Genomic DNA, 15,508 nt, shown 5'->3' on the forward strand with positions numbered 1-15,508 from the left:
AGCGGACGAGGGCACGGAGGGCGCGGTGGCGAGGGGACAGGAGCAGGCGGCGCCGGACGCGGTGCTGACGCGGATCGGTCAGGTCGCCATGCTGCACCACGCGGGCGACCGCGAGGAGGCCCGGGACCGTTTCCTCGCCCTGTGGGCGGAGATCGGCGAGCACGGCGACCCCCTGCACCGCTGCACGCTGGCCCACTACCTCGCCGGCACCCAGGACGACCCCGCCGAGGAACTGGCCTGGGACCTGCGGGCGCTGTCGGCCGCCGAGGAACTGACGCGGGAGCGCCGCGCCGACCGGCACGAGGGAGTGCCCGCCGCCCGTGCCCTGTCCCCCTCGCTCCACCTGAACCTGGCCGCGGACTACGACCGGCTCGGTCACCGGGAAGCGGCCCGCCTGCACCTGCGGCGCGCCCGTGCCACCGCCGAGTCCCTCGCCCCCGGCCGCTACGCGCAGGACGTACGTGCCGCCATCGACCGGCTGGAGCTGCGCCTGGCCGGCGCCGACCGGTCCGACGGTCCTCCCGAGGGGTGGGGACGGCCGCCGCGGCAGCGGCCGTAGCACCGCTCGGCCTCAGCGGCCGTACGCCTGCTCGCAGATGCGGGCCTCGGGGCTGCCCGGCCGCCAGCCGCCGTACTGCTTGCCGAGGGAGCACACGTCCGCCTTCCCGCCGGTGCCCTGGCCCGAGGTGCCGGGCACACCGGGAGCCCCGGGCCGCGGCGCCGCGGGGGCGCGGGTGGGACCGGGTGCCGGGGGACGGTCGGGCTGCCGTCCGGGGCCGGCGGCGGGCGGAGGGTGGGGCGTGGACGGGGTCGCCGGGGTCCTGGCGGGGTGCGGCTTCCCGCCGGCTCCCTCCGGAGTGGGGGAGGGGCCGATCATCTCCAGTGCCTCCCGGGCCGGCGCCTGGACGACCCGGGGCTCGGCCGGGCCGTCCGGGCGGGGCGCGGACGAGCGGGCCCCGGCTCCGGGGGGCCCGTCCGCGGCCCGGCCCCCGACCGTCGTACAGCCGGTCAGGGCCGAGACAGCCACGGCCAGCAGAAGCGTTGCGGTGGTCGTCGTTCGATGCACCCGCGCCACTCTGCTGCTTCCGGCCCGCCAACCGGGGCCGGACGAGCGAAGGTTGCCCCGCACGGGTGATCTCCCGCCCCGTACGGAGGTGCGTGGGCGACCGGAGGTGACGTCAGTCGCCCGTGGCTCCGTCCAGGCGTTCGCGGATCAGGTCCGCGTGCCCGTTGTGCCGGGCGTACTCCTCGATCATGTGGGTGTGGATCCAGCGCAGGGTGTAGCGCTCACCGGTGCGCAGGTGCCTGCCCCGGGTCGGTGCGTCCAGGGGGACGCCGGCGGCGTTGCGCCGGGCCGCCTCGATCTCCGCCTGCCAGGTGGCGCGGGCCTCGGCGAAGGTGTCCGCGCCGGTCAGCCGGAACTCGCCCTCCGGGTCCTCGTCGGAGTAGTAGATCGGGCCCGCGTCCTCGGCCGCCAGCACCCTGCGGTACCAACTGCGCTCCACCTCCGCCATGTGCCGGACCAGTCCCATCAGGGTCAGCGCCGACGGTGCCACGGCGGCCGTCCTCAGCTGCTCGTCGGTGAGTCCCTCGCACTTCCAGGCGAGCGTCTGCCGGTGGTAGTCGACCCAGCCCTCCAGCATGGCGCGTTCGTCGGCATCGACAGGGGGTTCACGGCGTTCGGTGGTCATGGTGGCATCCTCGCCCACAACGGCCGGTCCCACCAGCAGGTTTCAGCGGCCCGGCGGCCCGCCCAGCATGCCGTCCAGGAGCTCCCGCAGCCCCGAGCGCACCTCCTGGAGGCTCGGTACCTCGGCGTGGAAGCTCCCGGCCACGCAACTGAACATCAGACCGTCCGCCCAGGCGACCAGCGACAGCACGTGCCGGGCCGGGTCGGCCGAGCCCATCGCCGTGACGAGGGCGCCCAGTTGCTCCCGGAAGCGGGCGCCCGCCGCGTCGAAGTGCGCGCGCAGCTCGGGGCGGCGCGTGGCCTCCAGGGCCAGCTCGTAGCGGGCCAGCGTCAGCGTGCGGTGGCGGGTCAGGGCACGGTGCGTGGCCAGCGCCAGCGCGCCGACCAGGGCGTCGAGGCCGGCGCGCGGGTCCGGCATCTCGTGCAGGGCCAGCACCCGAGCCTCCCGGTCGGCCAGGCGCCGCACCGTGAGTTCCAGCAGCGCCTGCCGGGTCCGGGCGACGTTGGACGTGGAGCCCTGGGGGAGCCCGGCCCGCTCGTCCACCGCCCGGTGCGTCAGCCCGCGCATCCCGCGCTCGGCGAGCAGCGCCAGGGCGGCGTCGGCGACGAGGCCGGCGCGGGAGGCGCCGGACGAGGGGCCGGGGGGTGCGGCGGGAGCGGACATGCGGATCAATCTACTGGGCGCACTACGGCTGTAGTACAGTCGACGGCAAGCGTTACTACGCCTGTAGTGCCTTCCGGGCCGGGCCGTGCCGAGGAGCGCCGGCGCCGAGAAAGCAGCCGAGAAGACCGAGGAGAGTCGAGCGCCATGACGAGGACGAAGACGGCCGTCGTGATCGGCGGCGGCATCGGCGGCCTGACCGCGGCGGTGGCCCTGCACCAGAGCGGCCTGCAGGTCACCGTGCTGGAGCGCGCCCCCTCCCTCGAGCCGGTCGGCGCGGCCATCTCGCTGTCGCCCAACGCCCTGCGCGCCCTGGACGTGATCGGCCTCGGGGACGAGATCCGTGCCCTCGCCGCCTGGCAGGGCGACGGGGGAGTGCGCACCCCGGACGGGCGCTGGCTCTCCCGGTCCAGCGCCGAGGCGGCCGAGGCACGCTTCGGCGGTCCGCTGGTGCTGCTGCACCGTTCCACCCTCGTCGACCGCCTGTCCGCGCTGCTGCCGCCGGACGCCGTCCGCACCGGCGCCGATACGCGCCTCGCCGACCCGGGCGACCGCGACCGTCCGGCCAGGGTCCGCACACCGGCCGGCGAACTGGAGGCCGACCTGGTCGTCGGGGCCGACGGCATCCACTCCGCCGTACGCCGCGCGCTGTTCCCGCTCCACCCCGGCACCGTCTACTCCGGCTTCACCACCTGGCGGGTCGTGATCCCGGTCCCCGGCGCGGAGTTCGCCTCCCACGAGACCTGGGGCCGGGGCCGCATCTGGGGCACGCACCCGCTCAAGGACGGCCGGGTCTACGCCTACGCCGCCGCCCTCGCGCCGGCCGGAGGGCACGCGGCCGACGAGCGGGCGGAACTGCTGCACCGCTACGGCGACTGGCACGACCCGATCCCCGCCGTCCTCGCCGCCGCCCGCCCCGAGGACGTCCTGCGCCACGACGTGCACCACATCGCCGAGCCGCTGCCCGCCTACCACCGCGGCCGGACCGTCCTCCTCGGGGACGCCGCGCACGCCATGCCGCCCAGCCTCGGCCAGGGCGGCAACCAGGCCGTCGAGGACGCGGTCGTGCTCGCCCACCACGGCCAGGACCTCGCCGCCTACACGGCCGCCCGGCTGCCCCGCACGACCGCGATCGCCCGCAAGGCGGTCAAGGTCGCCCGTCTCAACCTGACGGGCAAGCGTGCCCGGATCGCCGTCCGCGACACCGCGGTCCGCGCGCTGTCCAAGGCCGGACCGGCCCTGTTCCTGCGCAGCTTCGACGGCATCGCCGACTGGCGGCCCCCGCAGCCCCCGTATGCTTCCCCGCGGACCCAGGACGGCGAGCGTTAAGAGCGGTAGAGGAGCACATCCCGTGAAGGTCGGCTGCATCGGACTCGGTGACATCGCGCAGAAGGCCTACCTGCCGGTGCTCGGCGCCCTCCCCGGGATCGAACTGCACCTGCAGACCCGCACCCCCGCCACCCTCACCCGGGTCGCCGACGGGCTGCGCATCCCGCGGGCGCAGCGCCACGCCGACCTCGACGCGCTGCTCGCCCAGGGCCTGGACGCGGCCTTCGTGCACGCCCCGACCGCCGCCCACCCCGAGATCGTGACCAAGCTGCTCGGCGCGGGCGTCCCCACCTACGTCGACAAGCCGCTCGCCTACGAACTCGCCGACTCCGAGCGCCTGGTGGCCCTCGCCGAGGAGCGCGGCACCGGCCTCGCCGTCGGCTTCAACCGGCGCCACGCGCCCGGGTACGCGCAGTGCGCGGAGCACCCGCGCGAGCTGATCCTCATGCAGAAGAACCGCACCGGACTGCCCGAGGAACCGCGCACGATGATCCTCGACGACTTCATCCACGTCGTCGACACCCTCAGGTTCCTGGTGCCCGGACCGGTCGACGACGTGACCGTGCGCGCCCGCACCGAGAACGGCCTGCTCCACCACGTCGTGCTCCAGCTCGCCGGGGACGGCTTCACCGCGCTCGGCGTGATGAACCGGCTCAGCGGCTCGGCGGAGGAGATCCTGGAGGTCTCCGGCCAGGACACCAAGCGCCAGGTGGTCAACCTCGCCGAGGTGATCGACCACAAGGGCCAGCCCACCGTGCGGCGGCGCGGCGACTGGGTCCCCGTGGCTCGCCAGCGCGGCATCGAGCAGGCCGTGCTGGCCTTCCTCGACGCGGTGCGCTCCGGCGAGGTGCTCAGCGCCCGGGACGCGCTGGAGACCCATGAGCTGTGCGAGCGGGTGGTCCGGGCCGTACTGGACGGCCCCGCCTGAGCCGCACCGTCCGCACGCCCTCGGCGGCGCCCCAGGCCGCGAGGGTCAGCAGCGCCGCGTACACCGTCCAGTCGCCGTAGCGGACGTACGGCGTGGTGCCGTGGGCGACCGGGACCTCGTACACCCGTGACGCGCTCGCGTCGGTGCCGAGCCGGGGGCCGGTCCGCGCGCCGTTCGCGTCGTAGACGGCGGAGACGCCGGTGAGCGTGGCGTGCACCATCGGCCGGCCGGTCTCGGCGGCGCGCAGGGCGGCGAGCGAGGCGTGCTGCTCGGGCGCCCACGTGTGCTGGAAGGTCGACGTGGACGACTGGGCGAGCAGCACACCGGTGCCGTCCGCGGCCAGCCGCCGGCTCATGTCGGGGAAGGCGCTCTCGAAGCAGACCATCGGTCCGATCCGCAGGCCGTCGCCGGCGTTCATCACCACCTGTCCGGTGCCCCGCATGCGGTCCTCGCCCGCCGCCTTGCCCACGGAGGTGGCCCAGCCGAGCAGCGAGCGGAACGGCACGTACTCGCCGAAGGGGACCAGGCGCATCTTGTCGTACCGGTCGCCGGTCGGGCCCTCGGGGCCGACGAGCACCGAACTCTTGTAGATGCCGGGTTTGCCCGAGCGCCGCGCGTCCACGTTGACCAGGACGTCCGCGCCGGTCTCCCGGGACAGCGCGGCCAGTCGCCGGGCGAGGTCCGGCCGGTCGTCCAGGTCGTGGCCGACGCTGCTCTCGCCCCAGACGATCAGGTCGAGGTCCCGGCCCGCGAGGCCGCGCGTCAGCTGCTCCTCGCGGTCGAACCGCCGTTCGGCGCTCCCCGCCCCGGCGACGATGCCCGGCTGCACCACGGCGATGGCGACCCGCTCGCCCGTGTCGGGGCGCGGTGCCCACCCCCAGGCCGCCGAGGTGGCCGCGGCCGTGGCGACCAGCCCCGCCAGGGCCGGCACCCTGGCCCGGCGCACGGCGACGAGGACGGCGACGGCGACGTTGACGGCCACCACGAGGAAGCTGAGCAGCCACACCCCGCCCACCGAGGCCAGCCGCAGCGCCGGGGCCACCTGCCACTGACTGGCGCCGAGCATCCCCCAGGGACCGCCGAGCCCCTGCCAGGAGCGGACCAGCTCCGCGAGCAGCCAGCCGGAGGGCAGCACCAGGAGGGCCGCGGCGACCCGGCCGCGGGACGGCGCCCCGCCGAGCGTCCGGTGCACCAGCCAGCCCCACGGGATCCACAGCGCGCCGAGCAGGGCGGCGATGACGAACGTGAACACGTGCAGGTTCGGCAGCAGCCAGTGGTGCATGGCCAGCACGAACCCGAAACCGCCGCACCACCCGTCGTACGCCGCGCGCCTGCCGCCCGGCGCGGTGCGGGCCAGCAGGATCCAGGGGACCAGCGCGGCGTAGGCCCACCACCACAGGGCCGGGCCCGGGAACGCGAGCACCGGCAGGGCCCCGGCGAGCACGGCGAGGACCGAGCGCCGCCACCGGGAGGCGAGCCAGTCGTCGGGCTTCTGCATGGGCGCCTCCTTGTCGATGCCGCCTACCCGGTGATCCGTACAGTGTGCGCCCGCGACGACGGCGCATTCAGTTGATCACACCGAGGTCTGTGCGGCGCGGCAAAGTTTCCCTAGGATGATCGATGATCGATCAACTGGCACCGCCCGACGTGGAGGCATCAATGACGCGACCCATCACGGTGGTCACCGGCGGCAGCCGCGGGATCGGCGCGGCGACCTGCCTGCGTCTCGCCGCCGACGGACACGACGTCGCCGTGGGCTACGCGCGCGACGCGGCGGCCGCGGAGGCGGTCGTGGCCGGGGTGCGCGAGGCGGGCGGCCGCGCCGTCGCGCTGCGGGCGGACACGTCCGTCGAGGCCGACGTCGAGCGCCTCTTCGACGCGGCGGAGGAAGGGCTGGGCCCGGTGACGGGGCTGGTGAACAACGCGGCCGTGACCGGCCCGCTCGGGCGGCTCGCCGACAGCGACACCGCGGACCTGCGCCGGGTCCTCGACGTCAATCTGCTGGGCGTGCTGCTGTGCGCGCGGCGGGCGGCGCGGCTGATGACACCGCGGGGCAGCGGCGCGATCGTGAACGTCTCGTCGGGCGCCGCGACCCTCGGCAGCCCGGGGGAGTACGTGCACTACGCGGCGAGCAAGGCGGGCGTCGACGCGCTGACGCTGGGCCTGGCCAAGGAGCTGGGCCCGGACGGGATCCGGGTCAACGCCGTGGCGCCCGGCGTGATCGACACCGAGATGCACGCGGCGGCGGGCGACGCCGGGCGGGCGGCGCGGATGGGAGCGGCGGTGCCGATGGGGCGCGCGGGCCGGGCGGAGGAGATCGCCGCGGCGATCTCCTGGCTGCTCTCGCCCGACGCGTCGTACACGACGGGGACGGTGCTCCGGGTGGCGGGCGGACGCTGACGGCCGCCGGGGACGGCTCCGCGCCGGGGCGGGTCCGGGCGGGTCCGGCTCAGGCCGCCTCGATGACCTCGCCGCGGATCGCGGTCGCCCACTCGACCACCAGCAACTCGTACTCCACGCGCTCCTGGGCGGACAGGGTCCCGCCCGTGCGCCGCCACAGCGCGCGGATCTGATCGTTCAGTTCCGCGGCGGACCGCACGGAACCAGGGGTCACGTCATCGGGGGACATGCGGACCAGCCTAGGGGCAAGCACTGACGCTGCGCTACCGGACGGCTACACGATCCGTCGCGGTCAGCCGGCGGACTCCGCCGCGTGCGGGCTGAGGACACCGGCCGCGACCAGCGCGATGATGACGACGCCGAGGGCGATGCGGTACCAGACGAACGGCATGAAGCTCTTGGTCGAGATGAACTTCATGAACCAGGCGATGACCGCGTACCCGGAGGCGAAGGCGATGACCGTTGCGAAGAGCGTCGGCCCCCAGGCCACGTGGTCGCTCGCCATCGCGTCCTTCAGCTCGAACACGCCGGAGGCGAGCACCGCGGGGATCGCGAGCAGGAACGAGTACCGCGCGGCGGCCTCGCGCCGGTAGCCCATGAAGAGGCCGCCGCTGATGGTCGCGCCGGAGCGCGAGACGCCGGGGATGAGGGCCGCCGCCTGGCACAGGCCGTAGATCAGGCCGTCCCGCACACCCAGGTTCTCCAGCTCCTTGCGCTGCTGCGGCGCGCGGTGCCGGCCGCCCTTCTCGTCGCGGGCGGCCATCCGGTCGGCGACGCCTATGACCACGCCGACGACGATCAGCATCGTCGCGGTGATCCGCAGGTCGCGGAAGGGGCCCTCGATCTGGTCCTTGAGCGTCAGGCCGAGCACGCCGATCGGGATGGAGCCGACGATCACCAGCCAGCCCATGCGCGCGTCGGGATCGTGACGCATCGACCTGTCGGCGAGCGAACGCGTCCACGCCGAGATGATCCGCCCGATGTCCTTGCGGAAGTAGATGAGCACCGCGGCCTCGGTGCCGATCTGCGTGATCGCCGTGAAGGCCGCGCCCGGGTCGTGCCAGCCGGAGAACGCCGCGGTCAGCCGCAGGTGGGCGCTGGAGGACACGGGGAGGAACTCGGTCAGCCCCTGGACGAGTCCGAGCACGAGGGATTCAAACCAAGACATGAAGTTACGTCAGTCCAAGTGGCGATCGAGAAACGGTCGGCGGACACGCCGAACCGTCGTGTGCGGTGATCGGGAGCTGGCGTGCCGAGGGGCAGCGTAGCGCCCCGAAATGAACCCCGGGCGACGGGGTCAGTGCCCGCGCAGGCGGTGCCGCTTGCGCCAGGCCACCACGGCACCCGCGAGTCCCGGCAGGGCGATGCAGGCCAGCGCGATCAGGAAGGCGGGCGAGGTGGGCGTCGAGGCGCGGGCGCCGGCGACGACGTAGGCGGCGGTGTTGGGGAGCGAACCGAGCCCCGTCGCCAGCAGGAAGGGCAGCAGGCCCATGCGGGAGACGGCGGCGCAGTAGTTGGACGCCGCGAAGGGCACCCCGGGGAACAGCCGCATCGCCAGCATCGTGCGGAAACCGTGCCGGCTGAGCTGCCCGTCCGCGGCCTTCAGCCACTTGCCCCGCAGCAGCGGACGCAGCGCCTCCTGGCCGAGCACCCGGCCCAGACAGAAGGCGACCCCGGAGCCCAGCACCGTCCCCGCCAGCGCGGAGGCAAGGCCCACCTGCGAGCCGAACAGGGCACCGGCCGCCAGGTTGAGCAGCGGACGCGGCACGAAGGCCACCGTGCACAGCCCGTACGCCACCGCGTAGGCGAGGGCCGCCGCGGCGCCCCCGAGCTGCGGCGGCCAGCCGTCGGTCAGCAACTCCTGCGGCCGGAACAGCACCACCGTCGTCGCGGCCGAGGCCAGCAGGGCGACGAGCAGGGAGAGCCGCGACCACGGGGACAACAGGACTCTGGTCACCCGGGCGAGGCCGGTCGGCGCGACCGGTCCCGCGGTGGTGGCGACGGCGAGTTCCGTGGCAGCGGTCCGGGGAGTGACCGTGGCGGTGCCCCCAGAGCGGGTGGTGGCATCGAGCATCCGGTGACACTAACCGACAAATATGTGTGATCGCCGTATGCTGCGTCTCATGAGCGTCACAGCCCGGTCACTTCCGGACGTCCCGGACAGCGCTCTCGCCGACACGGTACTGGAGCGGCTCACCGCCCAGTACCCCACCGCGGCCGACCCCGAGCGGGCGGCCGGGCTGCGGGCCTACATGAAGGACGTGGCCCCCTTCCTGGGCCTGACCTCGCCCGTGCGCCGCTCCCTGTCCCGCACCGTGCTGGCGGGGGTGCCCCGCCCGGACGAGGCCGACTGCACCGCGGTCGCGCTGCGCTGCTGGCGGCTGCCCGAGCGCGAGTACCACTACTTCGCCGTCGACTACCTGCGCCGGTACGTGACGCACTGCTCGTCCGGATTCCTGCCCGTGGTGCGCCACCTGCTCACCACGGTCCCCTGGTGGGACACCGTCGACCTGCTCGCCGCCCACGTCGTCGGGGGCCTCGTCACCGCGGACCGCGAGCTCACGGCCGTGATGGACGCCTGGATCGAGGACGAGGACCGCTGGCTGGACCGCACGGCGCTCCTGCACCAACTGCGCCACAAGGAACGCACCGACACCGACCGTCTCTTCGGTTACTGCGCGCGCCAGTCGGGCCACGGCGACTTCTTCGTCCGCAAGGCCGTCGGCTGGTGCCTGCGCGAGTACGCCAAGACCGACCCGGACGCGGTGCGCGCCTTCGTCGCCGCCCACCGGACGCGCCTGGCACCGCTGTCCGTGCGGGAGGCGCTGCGCGCCATCGGTCCGTAGGACCGGACGGGCCCCGATCCCGGACTCCCGCCCCTCGAAAAGCAGTCGACGTGCGACGAGACGTCGGCGATGATCGGCGTCATGTTCCGGTACGCCTTCCACCTCGCAGCATCCGCGGTCGCGGATGCCCCGAAGGCTGCCGTCCCCCACCTCACCGCCGCAGTCGACGGCGCCCGAAGCTGACCCTCCCCGGATCGTCCGGCGGACCCCGCAGGGGGAGGGTCGGCCGGCCCCAGGGGTCCCCACCACCGCCACGAGGCTTCGAGGTACCGCCATGTCCAAGACGGCGTACGTCCGCACCAAACCGCATCTGAACATCGGCACGATGGGCCATGTCGACCACGGCAAGACCACCCTGACCGCCGCCATCACCAAGGTCCTCGCCGAGCGCGGGGCCGGCACGTTCGTGCCGTTCGACCGCATCGACCGCGCCCCGGAGGAGGCCGCGCGCGGCATCACCATCAACGTCGCGCACGTCGAGTACGAGACCGACACCCGGCACTACGCCCACGTCGACATGCCCGGCCACGCCGACTACGTCAAGAACATGGTCACCGGCGCCGCCCAGCTCGACGGGGCGATCCTCGTCGTCTCCGCGCTGGACGGGATCATGCCGCAGACCGCCGAACACGTGCTGCTCGCCCGGCAGGTGGGCGTCGACCACATCGTGGTCGCGCTCAACAAGGCCGACGCCGTCGACGACGGCGAGGACGCGGTACTGACCGACCTCGTGGAGCTGGAGGTCCGCGACCTGCTCACCGCGCACGGCTACGGCGGCGACGCCGTGCCCGTCGTCCGGGTCTCCGGGCTCAAGGCCCTGGAGGGCGACCCGAGGTGGACGGCGTCCGTCGAGGCGCTGCTCGACGCCGTGGACACGTACGTGCCCATGCCCGAGCGCTACCTGGACGCGCCGTTCCTGCTGCCGGTGGAGAACGTGCTCACCATCACCGGCCGCGGCACCGTCGTCACCGGCGCCGTCGAGCGCGGCACCGTGCGCGTGGGCGACCGGGTCGAGGTGCTCGGGGCCGGTGCCGAGACGGTCGTCACCGGTCTGGAGACCTTCGGCAGGCCGATGGAGGAGGCCCAGGCCGGGGACAACGTGGCGCTCCTGCTGCGCGGGGTCGCCCGCGACACCGTGCGGCGCGGGCACGTGGTCGCCGCACCCGGCAGCGTCGTCCCCGCGCGGCGCTTCCGTGCGCGGGTGTACGTGCTGTCGGCGCGCGAGGGCGGCCGCTCGACGCCGCTGACCACCGGCTACCGGCCGCAGTTCTACATCCGTACCGCGGACGTGGTCGGCGACGTGGACCTCGGTGAGGCGGCCGTCGCCCGGCCCGGGGACACCGTCACCATGACGGTGGAGCTGGGGCGGGAGGTGCCGCTGGAGACGGGGCTCGGCTTCGCGGTCCGCGAGGGCGGCCGCACGGTGGGCGCGGGGACCGTGACCGCCGTCGAGTGAGGCCGGCGGCGGGCACAATGGGCGGGTGAACGAAGCCATACCCGTCAGCCGCGTCACCGACCACGGCACCGCCAAGCTCATGCCCGACGTCGACCGGGAACGGGCCTGGCTGCTCACGGTCGACGGCGCCCCGCAGTCGTACGTCGACCTGGACGAGCCGGCGCACCTGGAGTTCGAGTACACGCGCCGGCTCGGCCACGTCCTGGACACGGTCGCCGAGCCGGGGCGCGCGCTGGACGTACTGCACCTGGGCGGGGGCGCGTTGACCCTGCCCCGGTACGTGGCCGCGACCCGGCCCGGCTCGCGCCAGGACGTCGTGGAGGCCGACCGGGGACTGCTCGCCCTGGTCGCCGAGCACCTGCCGCTGCCCCCGGGCGCGGGCGTCACCGCCCACGGTGCCGATGCCCGCGCCTGGCTGGCATCCGCCCCGGCGGACTCGGCCGACGTCCTGGTCGCCGACGTCTTCGGGGGCTCCCGGGTGCCCGCGCACCTGGCCTCCGTGGGCTACCTGCGCGAGGCGGCCCGGGTGCTGCGCCCCGACGGCGTGTACGTGGCGAACCTGGCCGACGCGGCGCCGTTCGGCTTCCTGCGCGGCCAACTGGCCGGGCTGGCCGTGTTCTTCGAGGAACTGGCGCTGATCGCCGAACCGGGCGTGCTGCGCGGGCGGCGGTTCGGCAACGCGGTGCTCGTCGCCGCGCACCGGCCGCTGGACACCGCGGCCCTGGCCCGGCGCACCGCCGCCGACGTGTTCCCGGCCAGGGTCGAACACGGTTCCGCCCTGCGGGAGTTCACCGGCGACGCCGAGCCGGTGCGCGACGAGGACGCCGTCCCGTCGCCCGAGCCGCCCGCCGGGGCGTTCGGCATCGGCTGAGCGGCGTCACCGCCCCGGCGCCTACGACTCGGTCGGCGGTTCCTCGGTGAGACGCACGGTGCTGAGGATCTTCTGGACCGTCGCCTCCGGCACTTCGTCCTTGACGCCCTTGGCGCCGTACAGGTTCCAGGTGACGAAGTCCCCCGCGCCGTTCTGGAAGGCGAAGGTGATCGCCTTGCCCTCGGAGTCGCACTTGCCCTTCTGGGGCGTGCCCTCCGAGTGCGCGGTGATGACGCTGCCCTTGATGCCGGAGGTGGTCGTGTACGCCTTCGGCTTGCCGTACTTCACGCTCTTCTTGTCGGGCTGCGTGTATCCGCCGTAGATCCACCACGGCACCCGGGTCTCGGCCGCCATGTCGGTGTCCTTGGCGCCGCTCTCGCCCCGGGTGCCCGCGGTGGCGAGCGCGGTGCTCTCCTTGCGGCCGTCCTTGTTCTCGTCGGTGGTGCACCACTCGGACTTCAGGTAGGCCGGGGCGGTCACGGTGGTGCGGTCGGTCTTGCCGTCCTCTTCCCACTCGAAGCCGACGCTGGTGCCGGTGCTCTCGATCTCCCAGTCCGCGGGCACGTCGAACAGGGTGCCGAAGCGCGGGTTGGCGACGACCTTCCAGCCGTCGATGGTGGCCTTCACTCCCTCGCCGCCGCGCGGGTTGTCGTCGGAACCGGACGACGTGGGGTCGGGGGCCGGGGACTTGGACTTCTCCAGGGTCGGGCTCGCCGACACCTTCTTGTCCTTGCCGTCGTCCGCCTGGTCGTCCTTGTCGCCGCCGAGCACCAGGAACCCGGTGACACCGGCGGTCACGACCACGGCGAGGGACGCGATGATCGCGACCAGTTTGGTCCGGTTGCCGCCCCCGCCCCCGCCGCCCGTCGCCGACGGCACGACGGTGGCCGGCTGCGGCGTGCTCCACTGCTGCTGCCCGTACGCGCCGGGCTGCTGCTGGTAGCCCGGCTGCTGGTACGGATTCGGCTGCTGATACCCCGGCTGCTGATACGGGTTGTTCTGGTCCTGCGGGTTCTGCTCGCCCCCGGGCGGCTGCTGTCCTGGCCACATAAGCAGTCACCCTAATGCCGCCGAGGACACGATTCGGTCACCGGCCCTTGTCAGGGACGTACCGAAACGGGGCCCTCTAGGAGTCCGGCGGGGTGTACTCCCTGACGGTGGCCAGGATCGCGCGGACGGTGGTGTCGGGCACCTCGTCGGCGACGTCCGCCGCACCGAAGAACGACCACGAGACCAAGTCGCCGTCGGCCGCCTTGAAGGCGAAGGTGGTCGCCTTGCCGTTGACGTCGCACTTGCCCTTCTTCACCACCCCGGACGACCGGGAGGTGGCGAGGCTGCCCCTGATGCCGGAGGCGGTGGTGAAGGACGTCACCGGGCCCGTGGCGACCTTGTCCCGGTCCGGCTGGGTGAAGCCTCCGTAGACCCAGGCCGCCGAGTCGTTCCGGGCGATCTCCTCGGTGCTGCGCGCGCCGTTGTTGCCCCGGGTGCCGGCACTGGCCAGGGGCGTGTAGTCGACGGAGCCGTCCCGGTCGTCGTCCGCCGCGCACCACTTCTCCTTGAGGACGGCGGGTGCCTTCATCGCGGCCAGGGGCGTGTCCTCGGGGTCGTCGTCCTCGGCGACGTAGGTGACCCAGTCGGGCGACTGCGGCACCCAGGAGGCCGGCACGTCGAAGGCCAGGCCCCGGCCGGGGTTGGCCACGACGGTCCAGCCCGCCACCGTGGCCTCCGGCACGCCGTCACCGTCGCGTGCCTCGCCGGCGGCGGAGCCGGACGGGGCGGAGGCCGACGCGGAGGAGGCGGTGGGGCCGGGCCGGGCCTCTCCGTCCCCGTCCCCGCCCAGCACCACGACCCCGGTCGCGGCGGCGGCGACCACCACGACCCCGGCGGCGGCCATCGCCACCGCCTTCGTACGGCCGCTGCGAGGACCCCGGCCGGGAGGTCCGCCGGCCGCGACCGTGGGGGCGTTCCAGGCGCCGGGCTGCTGCTCTCCCGCGTACGGCGACGGCTGCCGGTAGCCGGGCCGCAGGTGCGGGTCGGGCTGTCGCGGGTCCGGTGCGCCGGTTGGTGACTGCTCTCCTGGCCACATGGGCGCACAGCATACGGCGATCTTCCCCGGTGTCTGGCCCTGGATGCTACTCGCGGGTAACCTGCCCTCATGAGCGCAGATCAGATGTCGATCGGCGAGTTGCTCGCCGCCACGGTGCCTATGGTCCGGACCCTGAACCTCGAGTACCTGGAGACCACCCCGGAGAAGGCCGTCCTGGCCCTCCCGGACCAGAGCGAGTACCGCAACCACGTCGGCGGACCGCACGCCGGAGCCATGTTCACGCTGGGCGAGTCGGCCAGCGGCGCGATCGTCCTCGCCGCCTTCGGCGACCAGCTCTCCCGGGCGGTGCCGCTGCCGGTCACCGCGGAGATCGCCTTCAAGAAGATCGCGCTCGGCCCGGTGACCGCCACCGCGACGCTCGGCCGTCCCGCCGCGGAGGTCGTCGCCGAACTGGACGCCGGCAGCCGGCCCGAGTTCCCGGTGAGCGTCGCCATCCGGCGAGAGGACGGCGCCGTCACCGGTGAGATGACCGTCATATGGACCCTGCGCCCCAACGGCTGACCTCCGCCGACCGGGTAGGCTTCCCGGTGCGCCTCGAACGAGGAGCACCGGGAACAGGCATCCGAAGCGGAGGGTGGGGCGTTGCACGTCCAGGAATGGCTCGACACGGTGCCCGCGGCGGCCGTCTACGCCGTCGTCGCGCTGGTCATCGGTCTGGAGAGTCTGGGCATCCCGCTGCCCGGCGAGATCATCCTGGTGTCGGCGGCCCTGCTGTCGTCACAGCACGGCGGGATCGACCCGCTCGTCCTCGGCGTGTGCGCCAGCGCGGGTGCGGTGATCGGCGACTCCATCGGGTACGCCATCGGCCGCAAGGGAGGCCGGCCCCTGCTCGCCTGGCTGGGCGGGAAGTTCCCCAAGCACTTCAGCGAGGGGCACGTCGCCACCGCCGAGCGGTCCTTCCAGAAGTGGGGCATGTGGGCCGTGTTCTTCGGCCGCTTCGTCGCCCTGCTCCGCATCTTCGCCGGCCCGCTGGCCGGCGTGCTGCGGATGCCGTACTGGAAGTTCCTGATCGCCAACGTCCTCGGCGGCATCCTCTGGGCGGGCGGCACCACCGCCGTCATCTACTACGTCGGCGTCGTCGCCGAGTCCTGGCTCAAGCGCTTCTCCTGGCTGGGCCTGGTCCTGGCCGTCGCCATCGGCATCGCATCGATGCTGATCGTCAAGCGCAAGGCGGGCAAGGTCCAGCCGGAGCCCGAGCCCGCGACCGCCGGGGAGTGAAG

18 protein-coding genes are annotated in these 15,508 nt (G+C 74.0%); 9 read left to right on the forward strand and 9 right to left on the reverse strand.

Annotated elements, in window-relative coordinates; genetic code table 11:
* Positions 1-25 precede the first annotated feature (25 nt).
* Complete coding sequence (locus Sdi02f_RS25245) at positions 26-559, forward strand: hypothetical protein (protein ID WP_030401925.1); 534 nt, start codon at positions 26-28, stop codon at positions 557-559.
* A gap of 12 nt (positions 560-571) precedes the next feature.
* On the opposite strand, the gene Sdi02f_RS25250 is transcribed toward Sdi02f_RS25245, so the two are convergent.
* The 3 genes from Sdi02f_RS25250 to Sdi02f_RS25260 all read right to left on the reverse strand — a co-directional run bounded on the left by Sdi02f_RS25250 (position 572) and on the right by Sdi02f_RS25260 (position 2,354).
* Positions 572-1,066, reverse strand: a complete 495-nt coding sequence (locus tag Sdi02f_RS25250; protein WP_368668294.1) for a hypothetical protein — start codon at positions 1,064-1,066, stop codon at positions 572-574.
* Positions 1,067-1,178: 112 nt separating this feature from the next.
* The gene (locus Sdi02f_RS25255) at positions 1,179-1,691 is read right to left on the reverse strand and encodes a DinB family protein (protein ID WP_030401923.1); all 513 of its coding nucleotides are present in this window, start codon (positions 1,689-1,691) and stop codon (positions 1,179-1,181) included.
* 42 nt (positions 1,692-1,733) lie between these two features.
* Positions 1,734-2,354: a TetR/AcrR family transcriptional regulator gene (locus Sdi02f_RS25260; RefSeq protein WP_053664411.1), complete on the reverse strand. Its 621-nt coding sequence runs from the start codon at positions 2,352-2,354 to the stop codon at positions 1,734-1,736.
* A 144-nt stretch (positions 2,355-2,498) separates the two neighbouring features.
* On the opposite strand from Sdi02f_RS25260, the gene Sdi02f_RS25265 reads away from it, so the two are divergent.
* Together Sdi02f_RS25265 and Sdi02f_RS25270 are read left to right on the forward strand one after the other, a co-directional pair.
* Positions 2,499-3,680 carry an FAD-dependent monooxygenase gene (locus Sdi02f_RS25265; protein WP_108934071.1) on the forward strand — a complete coding sequence of 394 codons (1,182 nt, stop codon included), beginning with the start codon at positions 2,499-2,501 and terminating at the stop codon, positions 3,678-3,680.
* Positions 3,681-3,702: 22 nt separating this feature from the next.
* Complete coding sequence (locus Sdi02f_RS25270) at positions 3,703-4,608, forward strand: Gfo/Idh/MocA family protein (protein ID WP_030401920.1); 906 nt, start codon at positions 3,703-3,705, stop codon at positions 4,606-4,608.
* On the opposite strand, the gene lnt is transcribed toward Sdi02f_RS25270, so the two are convergent.
* Positions 4,532-6,106 (reverse strand): apolipoprotein N-acyltransferase, encoded by a 1,575-nt coding sequence (gene lnt / locus Sdi02f_RS25275; protein ID WP_108934072.1) that lies wholly within the window; start codon positions 6,104-6,106, stop codon positions 4,532-4,534. The two genes, Sdi02f_RS25270 and lnt, sit on opposite strands and share 77 nt — an antisense overlap.
* A gap of 161 nt (positions 6,107-6,267) precedes the next feature.
* On the opposite strand from lnt, the gene Sdi02f_RS25280 reads away from it, so the two are divergent.
* Complete coding sequence (locus Sdi02f_RS25280; RefSeq protein ID WP_031081945.1) at positions 6,268-7,008, forward strand: SDR family NAD(P)-dependent oxidoreductase; 741 nt, start codon at positions 6,268-6,270, stop codon at positions 7,006-7,008.
* Between the two features lie 49 nt (positions 7,009-7,057).
* Here the strand turns inward: Sdi02f_RS25280 and Sdi02f_RS25285 are convergent, their stop codons facing one another.
* The 3 genes from Sdi02f_RS25285 to Sdi02f_RS25295 all read right to left on the reverse strand — a co-directional run bounded on the left by Sdi02f_RS25285 (position 7,058) and on the right by Sdi02f_RS25295 (position 9,082).
* Positions 7,058-7,237, reverse strand: a complete 180-nt coding sequence (locus Sdi02f_RS25285) for a hypothetical protein (protein ID WP_030401917.1) — start codon at positions 7,235-7,237, stop codon at positions 7,058-7,060.
* Between the two features lie 63 nt (positions 7,238-7,300).
* On the reverse strand, positions 7,301-8,176 hold the full coding sequence (locus Sdi02f_RS25290; protein ID WP_108934073.1) for an undecaprenyl-diphosphate phosphatase: 876 nt from the start codon (positions 8,174-8,176) through the stop codon (positions 7,301-7,303).
* 129 nt (positions 8,177-8,305) lie between these two features.
* On the reverse strand, positions 8,306-9,082 hold the full coding sequence (locus tag Sdi02f_RS25295) for a TVP38/TMEM64 family protein (protein WP_030401915.1): 777 nt from the start codon (positions 9,080-9,082) through the stop codon (positions 8,306-8,308).
* A 49-nt stretch (positions 9,083-9,131) separates the two neighbouring features.
* Here Sdi02f_RS25295 and Sdi02f_RS25300 point away from each other — a divergent pair, with 49 nt between their 5' ends.
* From Sdi02f_RS25300 to Sdi02f_RS25310, 3 genes are all read left to right on the forward strand, one after another.
* Positions 9,132-9,854: a DNA alkylation repair protein gene (locus Sdi02f_RS25300; RefSeq protein ID WP_108934264.1), complete on the forward strand. Its 723-nt coding sequence runs from the start codon at positions 9,132-9,134 to the stop codon at positions 9,852-9,854.
* Positions 9,855-10,128: 274 nt separating this feature from the next.
* On the forward strand, positions 10,129-11,310 hold the full coding sequence (gene tuf, locus Sdi02f_RS25305; protein WP_053638197.1) for an elongation factor Tu: 1,182 nt from the start codon (positions 10,129-10,131) through the stop codon (positions 11,308-11,310).
* 25 nt (positions 11,311-11,335) lie between these two features.
* On the forward strand, positions 11,336-12,181 hold the full coding sequence (locus Sdi02f_RS25310; RefSeq protein WP_031081939.1) for a spermidine synthase: 846 nt from the start codon (positions 11,336-11,338) through the stop codon (positions 12,179-12,181).
* Between the two features lie 21 nt (positions 12,182-12,202).
* Here Sdi02f_RS25310 and Sdi02f_RS25315 read toward each other — a convergent pair whose 3' ends face one another.
* Together Sdi02f_RS25315 and Sdi02f_RS25320 are read right to left on the reverse strand one after the other, a co-directional pair.
* Positions 12,203-13,231, reverse strand: coding sequence for a DUF8017 domain-containing protein (locus Sdi02f_RS25315; protein ID WP_030401911.1), 1,029 nt, complete (start codon positions 13,229-13,231; stop codon positions 12,203-12,205).
* Between the two features lie 76 nt (positions 13,232-13,307).
* Positions 13,308-14,267 (reverse strand): DUF8017 domain-containing protein, encoded by a 960-nt coding sequence (locus Sdi02f_RS25320; protein WP_031081937.1) that lies wholly within the window; start codon positions 14,265-14,267, stop codon positions 13,308-13,310.
* Positions 14,268-14,351: 84 nt separating this feature from the next.
* Here Sdi02f_RS25320 and Sdi02f_RS25325 point away from each other — a divergent pair, with 84 nt between their 5' ends.
* Both Sdi02f_RS25325 and Sdi02f_RS25330 read left to right on the forward strand, forming a co-directional pair.
* Positions 14,352-14,789 carry a DUF4442 domain-containing protein gene (locus Sdi02f_RS25325; RefSeq protein WP_003977512.1) on the forward strand — a complete coding sequence of 146 codons (438 nt, stop codon included), beginning with the start codon at positions 14,352-14,354 and terminating at the stop codon, positions 14,787-14,789.
* A gap of 81 nt (positions 14,790-14,870) precedes the next feature.
* Positions 14,871-15,506: a DedA family protein gene (locus Sdi02f_RS25330; RefSeq protein ID WP_108934074.1), complete on the forward strand. Its 636-nt coding sequence runs from the start codon at positions 14,871-14,873 to the stop codon at positions 15,504-15,506.
* The last annotated feature ends 2 nt before the right edge of the window (positions 15,507-15,508 follow it).

This window comes from Streptomyces ardesiacus (assembly GCF_003112575.1).
Lineage (GTDB): Bacteria > Actinomycetota > Actinomycetes > Streptomycetales > Streptomycetaceae > Streptomyces > Streptomyces ardesiacus.